Origin of the sequence: Lonepinella sp. BR2474 (assembly GCF_051851555.1) — a bacterium.
Lineage (GTDB): Bacteria > Pseudomonadota > Gammaproteobacteria > Enterobacterales > Pasteurellaceae > Lonepinella.
This window is the reverse complement of record NZ_JBPDVH010000001.1, coordinates 237,035-252,526: the sequence shown is the minus strand read 5'-3', so window position 1 is coordinate 252,526 and position 15,492 is coordinate 237,035. Positions and strand designations below refer to the sequence as shown.

General features: G+C 42.1%; 16 protein-coding genes and 1 pseudogene. 14 read left to right on the top strand and 3 right to left on the bottom strand.

Features of this window, described 5'->3' with window-relative positions; all coding sequences use genetic code 11:
* The first annotated feature begins 185 nt into the window (after positions 1–185).
* Genes ACTG7Q_RS01280 through murB form a run of 6 tightly spaced genes read left to right on the top strand, consistent with a single transcriptional unit; the run spans position 186 to position 3,775 of the window.
* Positions 186–368: a hypothetical protein gene (locus ACTG7Q_RS01280; protein ID WP_439240038.1), complete on the top strand. Its 183-nt coding sequence runs from the start codon at positions 186–188 to the stop codon at positions 366–368.
* On the top strand, positions 349–699 hold the full coding sequence (locus tag ACTG7Q_RS01275) for a hypothetical protein (RefSeq protein ID WP_439240036.1): 351 nt from the start codon (positions 349–351) through the stop codon (positions 697–699). Before ACTG7Q_RS01280 ends, ACTG7Q_RS01275 begins: the two co-directional genes overlap by 20 nt.
* A gap of 31 nt (positions 700–730) precedes the next feature.
* Positions 731–850, top strand: coding sequence for an LPS translocon maturation chaperone LptM (gene lptM / locus ACTG7Q_RS01270; protein ID WP_439240034.1), 120 nt, complete (start codon positions 731–733; stop codon positions 848–850).
* Between the two features lie 9 nt (positions 851–859).
* Positions 860–2,107, top strand: coding sequence for a diaminopimelate decarboxylase (gene lysA / locus ACTG7Q_RS01265; RefSeq protein WP_439240032.1), 1,248 nt, complete (start codon positions 860–862; stop codon positions 2,105–2,107).
* A 25-nt stretch (positions 2,108–2,132) separates the two neighbouring features.
* On the top strand, positions 2,133–2,750 hold the full coding sequence (locus tag ACTG7Q_RS01260; RefSeq protein WP_439240030.1) for a glutathione S-transferase family protein: 618 nt from the start codon (positions 2,133–2,135) through the stop codon (positions 2,748–2,750).
* On the top strand, positions 2,750–3,775 hold the full coding sequence (murB, locus tag ACTG7Q_RS01255) for a UDP-N-acetylmuramate dehydrogenase (protein ID WP_439240028.1): 1,026 nt from the start codon (positions 2,750–2,752) through the stop codon (positions 3,773–3,775). The genes ACTG7Q_RS01260 and murB overlap by 1 nt, the downstream gene beginning before the upstream one ends.
* Before the next feature lie 93 nt (positions 3,776–3,868).
* Here murB and modC read toward each other — a convergent pair.
* From modC to gpt, 3 genes and pseudogenes are all read right to left on the bottom strand, one after another.
* Positions 3,869–4,555: pseudogene (gene modC / locus ACTG7Q_RS01250) on the bottom strand (molybdenum ABC transporter ATP-binding protein); the annotation flags it as partial.
* Entirely contained in the window at positions 4,542–5,258 is a 717-nt protein-coding gene (gene modB, locus ACTG7Q_RS01245; protein WP_439240026.1) for a molybdate ABC transporter permease subunit, read from the bottom strand. The pseudogene modC and the gene modB, both read right to left, overlap by 14 nt.
* A 63-nt stretch (positions 5,259–5,321) precedes the next feature.
* The gene (gpt, locus tag ACTG7Q_RS01240; protein WP_439240024.1) at positions 5,322–5,780 is read right to left on the bottom strand and encodes a xanthine phosphoribosyltransferase; all 459 of its coding nucleotides are present in this window, start codon (positions 5,778–5,780) and stop codon (positions 5,322–5,324) included.
* 189 nt (positions 5,781–5,969) lie between these two features.
* Here gpt and ACTG7Q_RS01235 point away from each other — a divergent pair, with 189 nt between their 5' ends.
* The 8 genes from ACTG7Q_RS01235 to rpoB all read left to right on the top strand — a co-directional run bounded on the left by ACTG7Q_RS01235 (position 5,970) and on the right by rpoB (position 15,418).
* The gene (locus tag ACTG7Q_RS01235) at positions 5,970–7,421 is read left to right on the top strand and encodes an aminoacyl-histidine dipeptidase (RefSeq protein WP_439240022.1); all 1,452 of its coding nucleotides are present in this window, start codon (positions 5,970–5,972) and stop codon (positions 7,419–7,421) included.
* Between the two features lie 132 nt (positions 7,422–7,553).
* Positions 7,554–7,967, top strand: a complete 414-nt coding sequence (secE, locus tag ACTG7Q_RS01230; RefSeq protein ID WP_439240020.1) for a preprotein translocase subunit SecE — start codon at positions 7,554–7,556, stop codon at positions 7,965–7,967.
* Positions 7,968–7,971: 4 nt separating this feature from the next.
* Entirely contained in the window at positions 7,972–8,526 is a 555-nt protein-coding gene (nusG, locus tag ACTG7Q_RS01225) for a transcription termination/antitermination protein NusG (RefSeq protein WP_439240018.1), read from the top strand.
* Between the two features lie 191 nt (positions 8,527–8,717).
* A complete protein-coding gene (gene rplK, locus ACTG7Q_RS01220; RefSeq protein ID WP_132302850.1) occupies positions 8,718–9,146 on the top strand; it encodes a 50S ribosomal protein L11 in 429 nt (142 codons plus the stop codon).
* Positions 9,147–9,150: 4 nt separating this feature from the next.
* Positions 9,151–9,840, top strand: coding sequence for a 50S ribosomal protein L1 (gene rplA, locus ACTG7Q_RS01215; protein ID WP_439240016.1), 690 nt, complete (start codon positions 9,151–9,153; stop codon positions 9,838–9,840).
* A gap of 325 nt (positions 9,841–10,165) precedes the next feature.
* The gene (rplJ, locus tag ACTG7Q_RS01210; RefSeq protein ID WP_386689169.1) at positions 10,166–10,657 is read left to right on the top strand and encodes a 50S ribosomal protein L10; all 492 of its coding nucleotides are present in this window, start codon (positions 10,166–10,168) and stop codon (positions 10,655–10,657) included.
* Between the two features lie 57 nt (positions 10,658–10,714).
* Positions 10,715–11,086, top strand: coding sequence for a 50S ribosomal protein L7/L12 (gene rplL, locus ACTG7Q_RS01205; RefSeq protein ID WP_439240014.1), 372 nt, complete (start codon positions 10,715–10,717; stop codon positions 11,084–11,086).
* A gap of 303 nt (positions 11,087–11,389) precedes the next feature.
* On the top strand, positions 11,390–15,418 hold the full coding sequence (gene rpoB / locus ACTG7Q_RS01200) for a DNA-directed RNA polymerase subunit beta (protein WP_439240012.1): 4,029 nt from the start codon (positions 11,390–11,392) through the stop codon (positions 15,416–15,418).
* Positions 15,419–15,492 lie beyond the last annotated feature (74 nt).

Below are 15,492 nucleotides of genomic sequence, written 5' to 3'. Positions count from 1 at the left end.
AGTAAAATCGTTAGGGTAAATTATAGAGAGTTTCAGCGAGTAAGGATAGAGGAAATATTGATTTAGTTGGCGTGAGTCATCAGGAATGTGTGAAAATTGGAATGGAGATCACAAAATTGTCGATCAATTTCACTTTCAAATCATCGGAATTATGATACACTTTTCAGAAATTGACGGGAGGCTGTATGGAATTGAACAAAGAACAAGAACGCTATCTCACCGAATTGTGGCAAGAGGGCATAGATAATGATGACTTTGAAGAGATAACGCTCGCACAAATTAAGGCAAAACGGGTTGAACGAGCAGAATATTTAGAAAATAAAAAAGCCATTGATGAGGTATTTTATAGTGAAGTGGCGTACGCTTAAAGGTTCAAAAATCAATGAATTTATGGCGTTGCTTTCCGATGAGGCTTTATTATATGTGGAAACCGTGTTAGACAATTTTGAACCAGTAAAATCGCCTTTTTCTATTGAAATCAATAGTTTTACTTCTTTGCAGTGTATTGTAAATAATAATATCGCTTATATTCTTTCTTTCAATTATGGGCGTTTTTCCAATATTAATACAGGGAGAACCTCTCGAGAAGTCAATTTTATTCAACTATTGAAAGAAAAATATTTTTCTTGCAATCAGTTCATTCATCTTTCTCCAAAACAACAAAGACGTTTAACTCGTCTGATAAAAAATAATTATTAATCAAGTTCTTATATACGGACGGATAATCATCATGAAAAAACACATTTCTCTTATTATTTTCACCGCACTTTGTGCCAGTCTTGTCGGCTGTGGCGTAAAAGGGCCGTTATATTATCCACAAGACAATACCCAACAAGCTCAACAAAAATAGGATACTGAGATGGATTATTTCCAATATAAAAACGATCGCCTTTTTGCGGAAGATCTTGCTGTGACCGCTTTGGCAGAGCAGTTTGGTACGCCGCTTTATGTGTATTCTAAAGCGACCTTGGAACGCCATTGGCACGCTTTTGATAAAGCATTTGGTGAGCATCCCCATTTAATTTGTTTTGCGGTGAAAGCCAATTCCAATATTGCAGTGTTACAAACCATGGCAAGACTCGGTTCAGGTTTTGATATTGTGTCGCAAGGGGAACTGGAACGGGTGTTGAAAGCAGGCGGTGAGCCGTCTAAAGTGGTGTTTTCGGGCGTGGCAAAAACGGCGGTGGAAATTGAGCGAGCGTTGCAGGTGGGGATTCGTTGCTTTAATGTGGAAAGTGTACCAGAATTGTATCGCATTAATGAGGTAGCGAAAAAGTTAGGCAAAATCGCCCCGATTTCCTTGCGGGTCAATCCCGATGTAGATGCCCATACGCACCCTTATATTTCCACGGGATTAAAAGAAAATAAATTTGGCGTGAGTGTGGAACAGGCTCGTGATGTGTATCGTCAAGCCCGTCAATTAGATCATATTGAAATTGTCGGCATGGATTGCCATATTGGGTCACAACTCACTGAATTACAACCCTTTTTAGATGCGGCAGATCGGTTGATTGTGTTAATCGAACAGTTAAAACAAGATGGTATTCAGTTGAAACATTTGGATTTAGGCGGCGGTTTAGGTGTGCCTTACACAGACGAAACTCCACCCCATCCAAGCGAATATGCCAAGGCGTTGTTAGAAAAATTGCAAGGACTAAATTTAGAGATTGTGTTAGAACCGGGGCGTGCAATTACGGCCAATGCGGGGATTTTGGTGACCAAGGTGGAATATATTAAAACCAATGAAAGCCGAAACTTTGCCATTGTAGACGCCGGCATGAACGATATGATTCGTCCCGCCTTGTATCAAGCCTATATGGCTATTATTGAGGCGGATCGTTCTTTAGGACGTGAAAAAGCCCTGTATGATGTGGTGGGGCCGGTGTGTGAAACCTCGGATTTTCTGGGTAAACAACGTGAATTGGCGGTAGCTGAGGGCGATTATTTGGTACAACGTTCTGCTGGTGCTTATGGGGCAACCATGAGTTCTAACTATAATTCTCGCCCACGCACGGCGGAAGTGTTAGTAGACGGTTCGCAAGTGCATGTCATTCGTCAGCGTGAAAGCTATGAAAATTTATGGCAGTTGGAAACCTTATTGCCTTAACAGAAAGATAAAAAGGAGTATGAAGATGAAATTATATTATTTAAAAGGATCTTGTTCTACGGTGCCACATATTGCATTGGAATGGATTGGTCAACCTTATCAAGCTATTGAAGTCAGCCGAGAGGCCATTAAACAAGCGGATTATTTAGCCTTAAATCCACAGGGTTCAGTGCCGTTATTGGTGGACGGTGATTTTGCCTTGTCACAAAATGTGGCTATTTTAACCTACTTGGATAATTTACATCCCGAGGCCAAAATTTTCGGCAGTAAAACGGTGCAAGATAAAGCCAAAGCCACCAAATGGTTAGCCTTTTGTAATGCAGATATTCACCCTCTCTTTAGTCGCATTTTTAATGTGCCAGTCTACTTGAAAGAGAATGAGGACTTAGTGAAACAATATCGTCAAGAATTGGCGGAAAGATTATTGCGTTTATATGCCATTGCGGACGATTATTTGAGCCAACATCAGTACTTTGGCGAACAGATTTCCGTAGCGGACGTGTATTTTTATATTACGTTACGCTGGTGCCAAGTCATTGGTTTGGATTACAGCCATTTACGCCATGTGACCGCACATTATCAACGTGTTGGGCAAAATGCCGGCGTGCAATCGGTGCTTAAACAACAAGGATTACCTGCCTAATGCCAAGTTTACGTCATTATCATACCTTTGCTATTGACGCACAGGCAAAAAGTATTGTAGAAATCACCGCACTTGAGCAATTTTCACCCGCTTGGACAGCGGCAAAAGCGGAAAATCAGCCCGTCTTGTTATTAGGCGAAGGCAGCAATGTGCTATTTGTGCAAGATTTTAACGGCACCCTGTTAGTCAATCGGTTAACAGGCATTGAACATAAACAGGATAATGACTTTCATTATTTACACGTTGCGGGTGGGGAAAATTGGCACAAATTGGTGCAGTGGTCGTTACAACAAGGGATTCAAGGGCTAGAAAATTTAGCCTTAATTCCAGGCTGTGCGGGTTCGGCACCGGTGCAGAATATCGGCGCCTATGGTGTGGAATTTAAAGATGTGTGCGATTATGTCGACGTGTTGGACTTGGCGCAAAATCAGGTATTTCGTTTAAGCGTTGCAGACTGTGGCTTTGGCTATCGTCATTCCGTCTTTAAACAACAATATGCCAAGGGTTTTGTAGTGGTGGCTGTGGGATTAAAATTGGCGAAAAACTGGCAACCTGTCTTGAAATATGGTTCTTTAGCCAATCTTGATGTGAAAACAGTAACGGCACAACAGATTTTTGACGAAGTGTGTGCGGTGCGTCAAGCCAAGTTACCCGACCCAAAACAAACGGGTAACGCTGGCAGTTTCTTTAAAAACCCTGTGGTGACGGCACGTCAGTTCCAAGATTTACAAGCAGAATACCCTACCATTCCTCATTATCCGCAAGCCGATGGTTTTGTGAAATTAGCGGCGGGTTGGTTGATCGATCAAGCGGGGTTAAAAGGTTATCAAATCGGCGGCGCCATGGTACATCAACAACAAGCCTTGGTGTTAGTGAATACGGGGAACGCCACCAGTTCAGATGTGGTGGAATTAGCCCATCATATTCGACAAGCCGTGGCCGCTAAATTTGATGTGTATCTTTCGCCAGAAGTGCGTTTTATCGGAGAAAATGGCGAAGTCAATGCGGACAATGTGATTAGTTAACATAAAAAGGACTGAGGCCGATGTTATCGTTATCAGTCCTTAATATTGATCTCACTAAGGTCAGATGTGGTAAAAGTGCGGTGTTTTTTATCCTTTCCATTTCTCAAATAAAGGTGAATTGACTACATTATCCACCCTATCAAACGCAATTATCTTACCATTTTCCATCAAAATCACTTGCTCTGCCAAGGTCGTGAGTTCATCAACGCTATGCGTGACATACAAAATTGGAATCGCAATTTGTTGAGCGAGATTTTCTAAATAGCTTAATAGCTCTTGTTTACGCGGTAAATCTAGGGCGGATAAGGGTTCGTCCATCAGCAACATTTCAGGTTGACTTAATAAGGCTCGCCCAATAGCGACTCTTTGTTTTTCCCCACCAGATAGGCTGATGGGGTAACGATTGAGTAAATGTTCAATACCGAGGAGTTGCACAATTCGGTCAAATTCCACCGCACTTTTTCCGCTTTTGGCTTGCATGGCATAGCGTAAATTGCCTTTGACGGAATAATGGGGAAATAAGCGTCCGTCTTGGAATACATAGCCCATGTGGCGTTTATTCGGGGGCAGACAAATCCCTTTTGCGGTATCGACTAATATTTTATCGTCTAACTTGATGTGGCCTTGATCGGGGTGGATTAAGCCACTGATTAAATTAATTACACTGGATTTACCCGAACCTGACAAGCCAAAAAGTGCGGTGACATTTTGGCTTGGAATTTGGGCGTTAAGTTGTAATTCAAAATTGCCTAAGCGTTTAGTTACATTAATTTCTAACATCAGATTGCCCCAATTTTTGTTGTGTTCGTTTGGCGAGCCATTCGGAAATAATCAGCGAGAGTAACGCAATAATAATGGAAATTAAACAAAGGCGAGCCGCAGCTCCCTCGGCGTTCGGGGTTTCAATAAAGGAATACATGGCGAGCGGTATGGTTTGCGTAACATTGGGAATGTTCGACACAAAGGTAATGGTTGCCCCAAATTCACCAAGGGAACGAGCAAAGCCTAAAATCATGCCTGCCAAAATACCAGGGAAAGCTAAAGGTAAGGTGATGGTGTAAAAGGTTCGCCATGGGGAAGATCCGAGTGTCAGGGCGGCTTGTTCAAGACGCATATCAATGCTTTCAATGGCTAAACGGATAGAGCGTACCACTAAGGGAAATGCCACTACGGCGGAGGCCAAAATTGCACCGTTAAGGCTAAAGCCAAAGGTAAAGCCAAACCATTGCGAAATATATTTACCAATAAAGCCATTGCGTCCCATGGAAATCAATAGTAAGTAACCGATAACCACAGGTGGTAACACAAGTGGTAAATGCACAATGCCGTTCAGTAAAGATTTGCCCCAGAATTGTTTGCGAGCCAGTAACCATGCAATAGCGATAGCGAATGGCAAGGCCCAGATATTCGCCCAAAAGGCGACTTTTAGGCTTAAAATAATGGCGTTAATTTCCGAGGGTGAGAGTTTTATATAGTCAATCATATAGCGAGTTTGCTTGTTACAAGGGCGGATACACCGATCCGCCCCTACAAATATTTTATGTCATTATTTACGCACAATCGGTGGCACAAAGCCTAAACCTAAATCCCATGGCTGTTCAATCCACGTATTTTGTGGAATATCGACTACGTAATCATCAACTAATGGGGCACCAGCAGGTTTAGCAAAAACGGTCACAAATTTAGCTTTTGGATACATTTTGCGAATTTCACGTGCGGTGTTGCCGGTATCCACTAAATCGTCCACCACGATAAAGCCTTCGCCGTCGGTTTGAGCAGCATGTAAGACTTTTAATTCACCTTGTTGATCATGATCGTAGCTTGAAATACACACGGTTTCAACGTGACGTAGCCCCAACTCACGTGCTAATACAGCAGCAGGAAACAAACCGCCACGGCTGACGGAAATAATGCCTTTCCATTGTGTGGCTGGTAATAAACGCTCGGCTAATTTGCGTGCGTGCATTTGGAACATATCCCAAGTGACAATATACTTTTCACTCATAATTTTACCCTTAACTTGATTTGAGAGAAATTTAAAAATTGCGTAAGGATACCATTTTCCATAAGGTGAATGCCAGAAATTTTGTTTTTTGCACCGCACTTTTTATGAAAAATAATAGAAATATCAGGAATATTTGTACTAAATCGGAAATTGATCCATAATTAACAGGTTTTTTAAGGAGAATTTATTATGTCAGAGATTCAAACATTACAACCAACGTTATTATGGCAATGGTTTGATCGCTTGTGTGCGATCCCACGTCCGTCACATCATGAAGAAAAAGTGGCAGAATTTATTGTAAATTGGGCGAAAGAAAAAGGGTTATTTGTTGAGCGTGATCAGATTGGCAATATTTTAATTCGTAAACCGGCTAGCAAAGGCATGGAAAATCGTCAAAAAGTGGCGTTGCAAGCACACTTAGATATGGTGCCACAAGCCAATGAAGGCACGACTCATGATTTCTTAACCGATCCAATTTTACCTTATATTGATGGCGAATGGGTGACGGCCACAGGGACAACCTTGGGGGCAGATAATGGTATTGGCTTAGCCTCTGCGTTGGCGGTGTTAGACAGTGAAGATGTGGCTCACCCTGAATTAGAAGTATTATGCACCATGACCGAAGAGGCCGGTATGGATGGGGCACATCATTTAAAAGCCAACTGGTTGCAATCCAGTTTGATGATTAATACCGACACGGAAGAAGTGGGCGAGATTTATATTGGTTGTGCGGGTGGTGAAGATGCCAAAATCACCTTACCTGTTGAACGTGAGCAAAATCCATTTACTAAAACCTATCGAGTGTTATTAAAAGGGTTACGTGGTGGTCATTCAGGTTGTGATATTCATACCAACCGTGTTAATGCGATTAAATTATTGGCTCGTTTTTTAGCCAATGTACAACAAACACAAGCCTTTTCCTTTGCTTTAGCGGAAATCCGTGGTGGTTCGGTGCGTAATGCAATTCCACGTGAGGCCAGTGCGACCTTGTGTCTGAATGATGAAACGGCACTACAAACTGCGGTGCAAAATTTCCAAGATTTTTTACAACAGGAATTGGCGATGGCGGAACCGAATGCAGTCATCAGTTTACAAGCGGTGGAGAACGAAAAAACAGCCTTTAATCAGCTATCCACCCATAACGCTGTGCATTTATTAAATGCGTTACCTAATGGTGTGATTCGTCACAGTGATGTGGTGGCAGGCGTGGTGGAAACCTCAAGCAGTATTGGCGTGTTAACCACCGAAGAACAAGCGGTCACTGGTTTGGTATTAATGCGTTCTTTGGTCGAAAGTGGTAAACAATACAGTGAAAATTTATTGCATTCGATCACCGCATTATGTGGTGCTAGCGTGAAATTCTCAGGCAATTATCCCGGTTGGCAACCGCACCCTGATACCGATATTTTGCGTTTAACCGAAAAACATTATGCCGACGTGCTAGGACATCCTGCGGAAATCAAAGTGATTCATGCCGGATTAGAATGTGGTTTGATTAAACAAGTGTATCCGCATATGGAAATTGTATCTTTTGGGCCGACGATTCGTAATGCTCACTCGCCAGATGAGAAAGTGCATATTCCAGCAGTGCAAACTTATTGGAAAGTGTTAACAGCGGTGTTAGCGAATATTCCGGCTTAACACAACTGCGGTGCAAAATACAGAAAATTCGGGGACAATTAAAAATTTGATATGAAAATATCAAAGAAAGTGCTACAATTCCACGTTCTTAAAAATGTCCCGAATTTTATAATTTTATTGATAGGTTAATTTATGGCTCTTGTCACTGAGAAAAAGAAAAATGCACCTGAGCAAACAGCAGGGCAAAAATCCGTTGGTTTAAACCGTTTATTGTGGTTATTAGCTATCGTTGTGATTATTGTTGCGGCGGTGGGGAATGTTTATTTTGTCGATCAATATTCAACAGCTGTTCGAGTAGTGGGTATTGTGGTGTTAATTGCCATTGCTTTAGGCTTGGCAGCGATCACGAATCAAGGGGCGAAAGCACTTTCTTTCTTTAGCGACGCTCGTGTCGAAATGCGTCGAGTGGTGTGGCCAACTCGTTCAGAGGCAACACAAACTACATTGATTGTGGCCGGTGTAACCGTGGCAGTTTCCTTAATTTTATGGGCGTTTGACAGCATTATTATTAGCGTCCTTGATTTCTTAACCAATTTGAGATTCTAATCCTATGACAGAAACAACAACAGCAAAAAAACGCTGGTATGTATTACAGGCTTTCTCTGGTTTTGAGGGGCGAGTAGCGACAACATTACGTGAATATATTAAATTAAACCACATGGAAGATCAGTTTGGTGAAGTGCTGGTGCCGACCGAAGAAGTGATCGAAAATGTCGCAGGTAAACGTCGTAAAAGCGAACGTAAATTTTTCCCAGGCTACGTGCTCGTCCAAATGGAAATGAATGATTATACTTGGCAGTTGGTACGTAGCGTGCCGAGAGTATTAGGCTTTATTGGTGGAACTGCCGATAAACCGTTACCAATTAGTCAACGTGAAGCGGATTTAATTTTAAATCGTGTGGAACAAAATGCCGATAAACCACGTCCGAAAAATACCTTTATGCCAGGCGAGGAAGTCCGTGTTACCGAAGGACCTTTTGCTGACTTTAATGGTACCGTGGAAGAAGTGGATTACGAAAAAGGTCGGGTTAAAGTCTCTGTTTCTATCTTTGGTCGTGCAACACCAGTTGAGTTGGAATTTGGCCAAGTAGAAAAAGCCCATTAATGGATTGTATTTGATAAAAAATAGTCGGGGCGTATTGCATACGCCCTAAAATTTGATTAAAATACAGCCCTTTTAACGTCCTCGCCTTGTGTGGGGGTAAATAGAAATCTTGCATTCGCAAGGAAATAAACAGGGGAGCTGCTTAAGTAAAGTCTGGCGGCGTTATCACCCAAATATAAGGAAACTTAAAAATGGCAAAAAAAGTCCAAGCATACGTTAAGTTGCAAGTTGCAGCGGGTATGGCTAACCCATCACCACCAGTTGGTCCTGCATTAGGTCAACAAGGTGTGAACATCATGGAATTCTGTAAAGCATTCAACGCTCGTACTGAGAGCTTAGAAAAAGGTTTACCAATTCCAGTGGTTATCACGGTATATGCAGACCGTTCATTCACGTTCATTACTAAAACCCCACCAGCTGCCGTATTATTGAAAAAAGCAGCCGGTATCAAATCTGGTTCAGGTAAACCGAACAAAGATAAAGTGGGTAAAGTCACTTTAGAACAAGTGCGTCAAATCGCTGAAACCAAAGCAGCAGATATGACGGGTGCGACTATTGAAACGAAAATGAAATCAATCGCTGGTACTGCTCGTTCAATGGGCTTAGTGGTGGAGGAATAATACGATGGCTAAATTGACGAAAAAAATGAAAGCAATCAAAGCTGGCGTAGATTCTACTAAAGCGTATGAAATCAACGAAGCCATTGCAGTGTTAAAACAATTTGCAACCGCTAAATTCAAAGAAAGCGTTGATGTGGCAGTAAACTTAGGTATTGATCCTCGTAAATCAGACCAAAACGTACGTGGTGCCACTGTGTTACCACATGGTACAGGTCGTGAAGTACGTGTTGCTGTATTTACTCAAGGTGCTAATGCAGACGCAGCGAAAGCGGCAGGTGCAGACTTAGTCGGCATGGAAGATCTTGCTGAGCAAGTGAAAAAAGGCGAAATGAACTTCGACGTGGTTATCGCCTCTCCAGATGCAATGCGTGTTGTGGGTCAATTAGGTCAAGTATTAGGTCCACGTGGCTTAATGCCAAACCCGAAAGTGGGTACTGTGACACCAAACGTTGCTGAAGCCGTGAAAAATGCGAAATCTGGTCAGGTTCGTTACCGTAATGATAAAAATGGTATTATCCATTCTACTATCGGTAAAGCAGACTTTGCGCCAGAACAATTAAAAGAAAACCTACAAGCCTTGTTGGCGGCTTTAACGAAAGCAAAACCAACCAGTGCAAAAGGTATCTTTATCAAGAAAGTCAGCCTGTCTACCACAATGGGTGCAGGTGTAGCTGTTGATCAGTCTTCACTTTAATTGATTATGCGGTTTGAAAAAAGTGCGGTTTTTTTACCGCACTTTTTTATAGAAATGGCTTTACCAATAGGAAAAAGTCGTCTATAATAACCGACCTAATTTTGCTATTTATAGCAAAATAATTGATGGTGCTTGCCTATTCAAGCCCCATCCAAGACCGTCGGTGGTGGCGTAAAATTGGTCACCTTAATATCCAACGTAGATGGTGAACAGAAAAAGAATTTTCTGCTTCTGTACACCGAAGTCGTCCTAGTGGCTATATTGAAATAGTTTATTAGGGAGTTTAATTCCGAGAAATCGGAGTGTATTCAGGAGCTAAAAGCCAATGGCATTAAATCTTCAAGACAAACAAGCAATTGTTGCTGAAGTAAATGAAGCAGCCAAAGGTGCCCTATCAGCAGTGATCGCGGACAGCCGTGGTGTGACTGTGGATAAAATGACTGAGTTACGTAAAACAGCTCGTGAAGCTGGCGTTTCAATGCGTGTGGTTCGTAATACTTTATTACGCCGTGCCGTTGAAGGGACAGAATTCGAATGTTTAAAAGATGCGTTTACTGGTCCAACTCTGATTGCATTTTCAAATGAGCATCCAGGTGCAGCAGCACGTTTATTTGCTGAATTTGCGAAAGCAAACAAAGAGTTTGAAGTTAAAGGTGCCGCCTTTGAAGGTAAAATCCAAGATGTTAATTTCTTGGCAACATTACCAACTTACGAAGAAGCGATTGCACGTTTAATGGGTACAATGAAAGAAGCTGCGGCAGGCAAACTTGTTCGCACTTTTGCAGCATTACGCGACAAATTACAAGAAGCCGCTTAATTTTAAAAGCACTTCTTAAATCGTTTATCAACTTATTTACTTTAGGAATTGATTGTTATGTCATTAACTAACGAACAACTAATCGAAGCGATTGCTTCAAAATCAGTATCAGAAATCGTTGAATTAATCGCAGCGATGGAAGAAAAATTCGGTGTTTCAGCAGCAGTAGCTGCAGCCGCTCCAGCCGCAGGTGCAGCAGGTGCAGCAGCAGAAGAAAAAACAGAATTCGACGTAGTTCTTGCTGAAGTGGGTGCAAACAAAGTTGCTGTGATCAAAGCAGTACGTGGTGCAACAGGTTTAGGCTTGAAAGAAGCGAAAGACTTAGTTGAATCTGCACCAGCTAACTTAAAAGAAGGCATCTCTAAAGCAGAAGCTGAAGCATTGAAAAAAGAATTAGAAGAAGCGGGTGCGAAAGTCGATATCAAATAATTTTGATTGACACTTTTTCCACTTCGGAAACCAGATTTTCTGGGAAAGTGGCTGACGGTATTCCGTCAGCCATTTTGTGCTATCAAGATAGCATAAATAAAACCACCGTTTCATTGTCGATAAATTAAGTTAAATCAAGCTGTTAGCTTAATGACAATCCGCTCATCAGAAGTAAGGTTCAGAGTGCGGTATCTAACAAACGGATTCAACTCATTGTAACAGGTCGGTAAAAATTTTTATTTTTTCACCGCACTTTTAAACTGTTGCAATTCGGTCACACTAAAAAATTACAGAGGAACCCCAATGGTTTACTCCTATACCGAGAAAAAACGTATTCGTAAAAACTTCGGCAAACGTCCGCAAGTTTTAAATGTACCTTATTTATTAACCATCCAGTTAGATTCTTTTGATAAATTTATCCAAAGCGATCCAGAGGGACAACAAGGCTTAGAAGCCGCATTTCGTTCTGTATTCCCGATTGTGAGCAACAACGGTGCCACAGAATTACAATATGTGAGCTATAAACTAGGCGAACCGGTATTTGACGTGCGTGAATGTCAAATTCGTGGTACCACATTCTCCGCACCATTACGTGTTAAATTGCGTTTAATCAGCTATGACCGTGACGCCGCACCGGGTACGATCAAAGATATTAAAGAACAAGATGTTTACATGGGTGAAATCCCATTGATGACGGAAAACGGTACCTTTGTGATCAACGGCACAGAACGTGTTATCGTGTCACAATTACACCGCAGTCCAGGCGTATTCTTTGATTCTGACAAAGGAAAAACCCACTCATCAGGTAAAGTGCTGTATAACGCACGTATTATTCCTTACCGTGGTTCTTGGTTAGACTTTGAATTCGATCCGAAAGATAACTTATTCGCTCGTATTGACCGTCGTCGTAAATTACCGGCAACGATCATTTTGCGTGCCTTACACTATACGACCGAAGAAATCTTAGATTTGTTCTTCGAAAAAGTCGTATTTGAAATTCAAGATAATAAATTATTAATGGCATTAGTGCCAGACCGTTTACGTGGCGAAACCGCCAGCTTTGATATTGAAGCTAATGGCAAAGTCTATGTAGAACGGGGTCGTCGCATTACGGCTCGCCATATTCGTGCTTTAGAAAAAGACAATATTGATAAAGTGGAAGTGCCAACTGAATATATTATCGGTAAAGTGGCAGCCAAAGATTATGTAGATTTGGAAAGTGGTGAAATTATTTGCCCTGCTAATATGGAATTGTCGTTAGAGCTATTAGCGAAATTAGCTCAAGCAGGTTACACCACCATTGAAACCTTATTTACCAATGACTTAGACTTTGGTCCATATATTTCTGAAACCTTACGCGTGGATCCATCTTATGACCGTTTAAGTGCGTTAGTGGAAATCTACCGTATGATGCGTCCAGGTGAACCGCCAACAAAAGAAGCGGCAGAAGGTTTATTTGATAACTTATTCTTCTCACAAGATCGTTATGATTTATCGGCTGTGGGTCGGATGAAATTCAACCGTTCATTAGGCATTGAAGAAGAACACGGTAGTGGCGTATTAAGCAAAGAAGACATTGTGAATGTGATGAAAAAACTCATCGACATTCGTAACGGTCGTGGCGAAGTGGATGATATTGACCACTTGGGTAACCGTCGTATTCGTTCTGTAGGTGAAATGGCAGAAAACCAATTCCGTATTGGTTTAGTGCGTGTGGAACGTGCCGTGCGTGAGCGTTTATCTTTAGGCGATTTAGATGCGGTCACACCACAAGATTTAATTAATGCCAAACCAATTTCCGCCGCCGTGAAAGAATTCTTTGGTTCATCACAATTATCGCAATTTATGGATCAAAACAACCCATTGTCGGAAGTGACCCATAAACGCCGTATTTCTGCTTTAGGACCAGGTGGTTTAACCCGTGAACGTGCAGGCTTTGAAGTGCGTGATGTACACACCACCCACTATGGTCGTGTGTGTCCAATCGAAACCCCTGAAGGTCCGAATATCGGTTTGATTAACTCACTTTCCGTGTATGCACGGACGAATGACTACGGTTTCTTAGAAACCCCGTATCGTAAAGTAGTCGATGGTCAAGTGACCGAAGAAATCGAATATTTATCTGCCATTGAAGAAGGTAAATATGTCATCGCACAGGCGAACTCCAATCTTGATGAAAACTTCCGCTTTACCGATGCCTTTGTTACGGCACGTGGTGAACACGGTGAATCAGGGTTATATCGCCCAGAAGACATTCATTATATGGACGTTTCCACCCAGCAAGTGGTGTCAGTGGCGGCAGCGTTAATTCCATTCTTGGAACACGACGATGCGAACCGTGCCTTAATGGGTGCGAACATGCAACGTCAAGCTGTTCCAACCTTACGTTCCGATAAACCATTAGTCGGTACAGGGATGGAAAAACCAATCGCCCTTGACTCTGGTGTGGCTGTGGTAGCGAAACGTGGTGGGACAATCCAATATGTGGACGCCTCTCGTATCGTGGTGAAAGTCAACGAAGATGAAACCATTCCAGGTGAAGCAGGGATTGATATTTATAACTTAATTAAATACACCCGTTCTAACCAAAACACTTGTATCAACCAAATTCCTTGTGTGAATTTAGGTGAACCAGTGGGGCGTGGTGAAATCTTAGCCGATGGTCCATCAACCGACTTAGGTGAATTGGCGTTAGGTCAAAATATCCGTGTAGCATTTATGCCTTGGAACGGTTATAACTTTGAAGACTCAATGTTAGTGTCTGAACGTGTGGTGCAACAAGATCGTTTTACCACCATTCACATTCAAGAATTATCTTGTGTGGCACGTGATACCAAACTCGGTTCGGAAGAAATCACCGCTGATATTCCAAATGTGGGTGAAGCGGCGTTAAGCAAACTGGATGAATCAGGTATTGTGTATGTCGGTGCGGAAGTGAAAGGCGGCGATATTCTGGTCGGTAAAGTGACACCAAAAGGTGAAACTCAATTAACCCCAGAAGAAAAATTATTGCGTGCGATTTTCGGTGAAAAAGCATCTGATGTGAAAGATAGCTCACTTCGTGTACCAAATGGCACATCAGGTACGATTATTGACGTGCAAGTCTTTACCCGTGACGGTGTAGAGAAAGACAAACGTGCCTTAGAAATCGAAGAAATGCAACTCAAACAAGCGAAAAAAGACCTTGTGGAAGAGTTGGAAATTTTAGAAGCAGGCTTGTTCTCTCGTGTGCGTAACCTATTAATTGACGGTGGTGTAAGCGAAAAAGAATTGGATAAAATGGATCGTGCGAAATGGTTAGAACAAACCTTGAGCGATGAAGCGAAACAAAACCAATTAGAACAACTTGCTGAACAATATGAAGAATTACGCAAAGACTTTGAACACAAACTTGAAGTGAAACGTGGCAAAATCATTCAAGGTGATGATTTAGCCCCAGGCGTGTTAAAAGTAGTGAAAGTCTATCTTGCGGTGAAACGCCATATCCAACCAGGTGATAAAATGGCGGGTCGTCACGGTAACAAAGGGGTTATTTCAAAAATTAACCCTGTGGAAGATATGCCGTACGATGAAAACGGTCAACCTGTGGAAATCGTGTTGAACCCATTGGGCGTACCATCTCGTATGAACATCGGTCAGATTTTGGAAACTCACTTAGGTTTAGCGGCCAAAGGGATTGGTGACCAAATCAATGCCATGTTGAAACAAAAACAAGACGTGGAAAAATTGCGTGGCTATATCCAAAAAGCCTACGATCTTGGCGGTGGTTCACAACAAGTGGATTTAACCACCTTTACTGATGAAGAAGTGTTACGTTTAGCGGAAAACTTACGTAAAGGTATGCCATTAGCCACACCAGTATTTGACGGTGCGGAAGAGCGTGAAATCAAAGAGTTACTACAATTAGGTGGCTTGCCGACTTCAGGTCAAATTACCTTATACGATGGTCGTACAGGGGAAAAATTTGAACGTCCTGTCACCGTGGGTTACATGTATATGCTCAAATTGAACCACTTAGTTGACGACAAAATGCACGCTCGTTCAACCGGTTCTTATAGTCTTGTTACACAACAACCGTTGGGTGGTAAAGCCCAATTCGGTGGTCAGCGTTTCGGTGAAATGGAGGTCTGGGCATTAGAAGCCTACGGTGCTGCTTACACCTTACAAGAAATGTTGACAGTGAAATCCGATGATGTGAACGGTCGTACGAAGATGTATAAAAACATCGTCGGCGGCACCCATTATATGGAACCAGGCACACCAGAATCTTTCAATGTGATTATGAAAGAAATTCGCTCGCTTGGTCTTAACATTGATTTAGACGAAGAGTAAGCCGACAGGCAAATTATCCGCTAAAGTGCGGTTAAAAAAATCAAAATTTTTACACCGCACTTTGAATACGTTTA

Excerpts from the sequence above, each read along its gene's own strand:
- lptM (WP_439240034.1), top strand. The coding sequence starts at position 731 with ATGAAAAAACACATTTCTCTTATTATTTTCACCGCACTTTGTGCCAGT.
- rplL (WP_439240014.1), top strand. The coding sequence starts at position 10,715 with ATGTCATTAACTAACGAACAACTAATCGAAGCGATTGCTTCAAAATCA.
- secE (WP_439240020.1), top strand. The coding sequence starts at position 7,554 with ATGGCTCTTGTCACTGAGAAAAAGAAAAATGCACCTGAGCAAACAGCA.
- rplA (WP_439240016.1), top strand. The coding sequence starts at position 9,151 with ATGGCTAAATTGACGAAAAAAATGAAAGCAATCAAAGCTGGCGTAGAT.
- modB (WP_439240026.1), bottom strand. The coding sequence starts at position 5,258 with ATGATTGACTATATAAAACTCTCACCCTCGGAAATTAACGCCATTATT.
- rplK (WP_132302850.1), top strand. The coding sequence starts at position 8,718 with ATGGCAAAAAAAGTCCAAGCATACGTTAAGTTGCAAGTTGCAGCGGGT.
- ACTG7Q_RS01235 (WP_439240022.1), top strand. The coding sequence starts at position 5,970 with ATGTCAGAGATTCAAACATTACAACCAACGTTATTATGGCAATGGTTT.
- rplJ (WP_386689169.1), top strand. The coding sequence starts at position 10,166 with ATGGCATTAAATCTTCAAGACAAACAAGCAATTGTTGCTGAAGTAAAT.
- ACTG7Q_RS01260 (WP_439240030.1), top strand. The coding sequence starts at position 2,133 with ATGAAATTATATTATTTAAAAGGATCTTGTTCTACGGTGCCACATATT.
- rpoB (WP_439240012.1), top strand. The coding sequence starts at position 11,390 with ATGGTTTACTCCTATACCGAGAAAAAACGTATTCGTAAAAACTTCGGC.
- ACTG7Q_RS01280 (WP_439240038.1), top strand. The coding sequence starts at position 186 with ATGGAATTGAACAAAGAACAAGAACGCTATCTCACCGAATTGTGGCAA.
- lysA (WP_439240032.1), top strand. The coding sequence starts at position 860 with ATGGATTATTTCCAATATAAAAACGATCGCCTTTTTGCGGAAGATCTT.
- gpt (WP_439240024.1), bottom strand. The coding sequence starts at position 5,780 with ATGAGTGAAAAGTATATTGTCACTTGGGATATGTTCCAAATGCACGCA.
- murB (WP_439240028.1), top strand. The coding sequence starts at position 2,750 with ATGCCAAGTTTACGTCATTATCATACCTTTGCTATTGACGCACAGGCA.
- nusG (WP_439240018.1), top strand. The coding sequence starts at position 7,972 with ATGACAGAAACAACAACAGCAAAAAAACGCTGGTATGTATTACAGGCT.